This is a genomic window from Sphingomonas sp. Ant20 (assembly GCF_000783375.1).
GTDB lineage: Bacteria > Pseudomonadota > Alphaproteobacteria > Sphingomonadales > Sphingomonadaceae > Sphingomonas > Sphingomonas aerolata.
Genome location: NZ_JRVI01000208.1, coordinates 1 through 4,405 on the forward strand (window position 1 = coordinate 1; position 4,405 = coordinate 4,405).

The 4,405-nt window shown below is 66.6% G+C and carries 1 protein-coding gene and 1 pseudogene; both read right to left on the reverse strand.

Features of this window, described 5'->3' with window-relative positions:
- Positions 1 to 1,612 (reverse strand): annotated as a pseudogene (locus NI18_RS18325) (alpha-amylase family glycosyl hydrolase); the annotation flags it as partial.
- Positions 1,613 to 1,709: 97 nt separating this feature from the next.
- A partial coding sequence (locus tag NI18_RS18330) for a TonB-dependent receptor (protein ID WP_306286507.1) occupies positions 1,710 to 4,405 on the reverse strand: 2,696 nt, incomplete at its 5' end.

Sequence of the window (4,405 nt, forward strand, 5' to 3'; positions counted from 1 at the left end):
GGCGTATCGCCCCGCGCGCGGACGAGCGTGCGGCCGCGGGTCAGCGCCGGGTGCGCGACGCGGAGGCGCGCGAGCTCGGCGATCTGGCGGAACAGCGGGTGGGTCGTGCCGAAACTGGCGGTCGCGGTGGTCGCGTCGGTACCGACGAGGCGGTTGTCGTTATAGACCGCGACCTTCGAGGCGAACATGTCCTCGCGCGCGTCCTGGTCGTCGCCGTCACCGGCAAAGCCCTGCTCGTCACCCGAATAGATGGTCGGCACGCCGCGCAGCGTCAGCAGCATCGCATGGCCGAGCTTGACGCGGGCCAGCACCTCGGCGTCGCTCGCATTCGGGTTGAGGCGGCGGACGTCGCGGGCGAAGCGGCCCTGGTCGTGATTGCCGAGGAAGGTCGGCAGGATCATCGCGGTGTCGGCGCCGTGTTCGTAGAGCGCATCGCCGTCGAACAGCGCGGCGAGTTCGTTGGTGCCCTTGTTGCCCGCGACGACGTCGGTCACGCCCCAGCGGAAGCCGAAGTCGAGCACCGCGGGCAGCTTGTCGACGCGGGTGAAGCGCGCAAGATAGCCCGGATCCATCGTCCCATAGGCGACCTCGCCGAAGATGTGGAAATTGGGGATGCCGTTCGCCTTGGCGCGGTCGAGCATCGCGGGCGTGAAGGCCTGCCAGAATTCGGGGTTCACGTGGCGCGCGGTGTCGATGCGGAAGCCGTCGACCTTGAACCGGTCGATCCAGCCGCCGAAGATGTCGATCATGCCCGACACGACGCGGGGGTTCTCGGTCGCGAGATCGTCGAGACCGGAGAAGTCGCCCATCGTCGAGCTCTCGTCGGTGAAGGTCGAGTCGCCGCGGTTATGGTAGTAGATCGGGTCGTTGAGCCAGGCGGGGACCTTCACGGTCCGTTCCTTCGCAGGCACATAGGGCGTGTAGGCGAAGCCGGGGTCGGTCAGCCGCGCGAAGTTTTCAGGCGTGCGGACGGCGTCGCCCGCGAAACCGGAATTGATCGCCTTGCCGCGCAGGCCGAGCTTGCGCTGATACGGGTAGTTGGCGCGGTCGCGATAGGCGCAGGGGGTGCCCTCGGTGCATTCGCGGTACTGGATCACGTCGGCGGTGTGGTTGATGATGATGTCCATATAGACCTTCATCCCGCGCGCATGCGCCGCGGTGACGAGCGCGGTCATGTCGGCATTGGTGCCGAGATGCGGATCGACCTGCGTGAAGTCGGTGATCCAGTAGCCGTGATAGCCAGCGGATTCCTTGCCGGGCGCGCCCTGGACGGGTTTGTTCTTGAAGATCGGGCCTAGCCAGATCGCGGTCGCGCCGAGCTGCTGGAGATAGCCGAGGCGCTTGGTCAGACCCTTGAGGTCGCCGCATGGTAGAAGCCCTTGGCGGTCGGATCGAAGCCGGTGACGCGGCGATCGCCGGTGAGGCCGCCACGGTCGTTGGCGGGATCGGCATTCTCGAACCGGTCGGGGAGGACGAAATAGATGACCTCGTCCTGCGGCAGCCGCGCGCGATAGTCGGTGGCCGGTGCCGCCTTAGGTGCCGGGCCGGGGTCTGCGATGGCGGGCGAGAGCGCGAGCAACCCTGCCAGGATGGTGGCGACGCTCTTGATCATCGGATGTCCTTTTCGCACCGGAATCGGTGACGGCGCCACCGGCGCCGGGTCGCCGTCCGCCGGGAGGACCCCGGGCGGACGGCGGTATTGCAGGTAGTTAGAAGCGGAAGCTCGCACCGAGATAGAACTGGCGCCCGAAATATTGCAGCGTGCCCGTCTGTGCGGTCTGGCCGAAATAGGAGCGGGTCGGCTGGTCGGTCAGGTTGTTCGCCTGCGCGAGCAGCGTCATCCCGGCGAGCGGGCTGCCCTGCGGGAATTCATAGCTCATCTGCGCGTCGAACACGGTCTCGGCGGCGTTGGTCACGATCTGCTCGCTGAGGCCGAACTGCGGCGCGACGAACTTCGAGCGGTAGCGCATCGAGACGCGCGTCTGGAAGCCGTTCTTCTCGTAGAAGAGCGTCGGGTTGGAGACGATCTTCGACAGGCCGGGCAGCGACAGCGAGAGCGTGTTGCCGCTGATCGCGTTGGTGATGCTGACGTCGGACTGGTTGTACGAGATGTTGAGCACCGCGCCGAGGCCGTCGAACGGCGCCGGCAGGAAGTCGAACGTCTTGGTGATGGCGCCTTCGAAACCATAGACATAGCCGCCATTGCCGTTGATCGGCGCGAACAGATTGCCGGTCGTGACGACGCTGGTGAAGCCGGTCCCGGCGAGCGGCGGTGTGCTGATGCCGTTGGCGGCGAAGTCGTAGTTCGGGATGACGCCGCCGATCACGAAGCTGCGGACGTCCTTGTAGAAGGCGCCGAGCACGAGCGAGCCGCTGTTGCCGAAATAATGCTCATAGGTGGCGTCGAACTGGTTGGCGCGGAACGGCTGGAGCGCGGGGTTGCCGCCCGACCCGTCGAGCCGCGCCGCGGTGCCGCCGATGCTGACCAGGTTGGTGCTGATCGAGTTGCGGAAGTCGAAGAAGCGCGGGCGCGAGATCTGGCGCGAGAACGACAGGCGGGCCTGGTCGTTCTCGGTCAGGCCGAGGATGAAGTTCGCCTGGGGCAGCCAGTCGGTGAACTTGCGGCCACGGGTGTTGAGGTAGCGACCGGTGCCGCCGTCCGAGATGGTCGAGGACGAGCTCTGGTCGGTGTGGACGACGCGCAGGCCGATATTGCCCTTGAACGGCAGCGAGCCGGCGATCGTGTCGAAGTTAAGCTGGCCGTAGCCGGCATAGGTCTTCTCGTCGATCGTGAAGCTCTGGTCTTGCGTGAACGCCTGGGTCTGGTCGACGACGCGGTCTGGCCCGAGCTGCGAGTCGAAGATGCTGCCGATATCGGCGACGATGAAGTCGGGGAAGGACGAGAACTTGCCCTTGAAGCCCGCGGTCGTCGAGTTCGAGCCGGTCAGCGTGACGGGTGCAGCGAAGCTGAACGCGTTGAAGCTGGTGATCGTCCGCTCCGCCTTGCGGTTGCCATAGCGGCCGCCGACCTCGAACGACTTGAGGAACGGACCGTCGATCTTGAGCAGCGCGCTGCCCGCGAACGCATAGAGGCGGTCGGTGTCCTTCTGCGGGACGATGTAGAAGCCTTCGAACGTGTTCGCGGCGGGATCGGTGTAGTTGGCGTTGGTCGAGAACGAGCCGACGTTGAGACCGTCGAGCTTGTAGCTGAGCGTCGTCGGCGTTGCGGTCGTGTTGCCGTTGTCGTCGAGACCCGAATTGTTGAAGAAGCTCGACGCGCGCGAATAGGAGCCGTCGGCGGTGAGCGTGAGCTGGCCGATGTCCTTCTGGACGTTGCCGCCGAAGGTGTAGAGCTTGTCGAGCCGGTTCTCGTTCTGCTGGATCGTGCGGGTGCGGATGCCCGAGGCGTTGCCGCCGACGATCGTGTTGCCGATGACGGTCGGGTCGGTCAAGTTGCTGCTGGTCTGCTGCAGGTTCTCGACCCGGATGCCGCGGCGGAACACGTCCGACTTGAAGCGCGAATAATAGCCGTCGAGCAGGACGCGGAACGTGTCGGTCGGCTCATACTGGACGCTGCCGAGCACGCCGTCGCGGGTCTCGTTGCCGCCCGACTGGACCGCCTCGAAGCCATAGCCGATCGCGTCGGCGCGGCCGTTGCCGTCGAGGTCGCGGATCGCCGGGCTGCCGTTCTGGCCGGTCGCGGTGTAATCATAGCCCACGAAGCGCGTGGCGACGTTCGCCTGCTTCAGACGCGCATAGCCGACCGCGAGGCCGAGCGTGTCGTCGAGCAGCTTGGTCTGGATCGAGGCGCTGCCGCGATAGCCGAATTCGCTGGCGTCGGGGTTCTGGCCGGCGCGGTCGTTATAGACGCCGCGGACGTTGACGCTGACGAGCGTCTTGCCGGGGATGCTGAGCGGGCGCGCGGTGCTGAGCTCGACCTTGCCGGCGACGCCGCCCTCGATCTGCGAGGCCTTGGGGCTCTTGTAGACCGCGGCCTGGTTGATGAGTTCGGACGGATACTGGTCGAATTCGATGACGCGGTTGCCCGAGGTCGCGACCTGTTCGCGGCCGTTGAGCGTGGCGGAGACGAGATCCTGGCTGAGGCCGCGGATGTTGATCGCCGACGCCTGGCCGCCGGTACGCTGCGAGGTGACGCCGGGCAGGCGGGCGAGCGACTCGGCGATCGAGACGTCGGGCAAGCGGCCGATATCCTCGGCCGAGACGATCTCGGCGACGACGTCGAGGTTGCGCTTGACCGCGATCGACGAGCGCAGGCTGGCGCGGAAACCGGTGACGACGATGTCGTCGCTGGACTCGGCGGCGGGGCCGCTGCTCGGCGCGGTGGCGTCCTGCGTCGCGACGGTCGGGGCGGGCGTCGAGGGTGCGCTCGACACGGTGTTGTCGT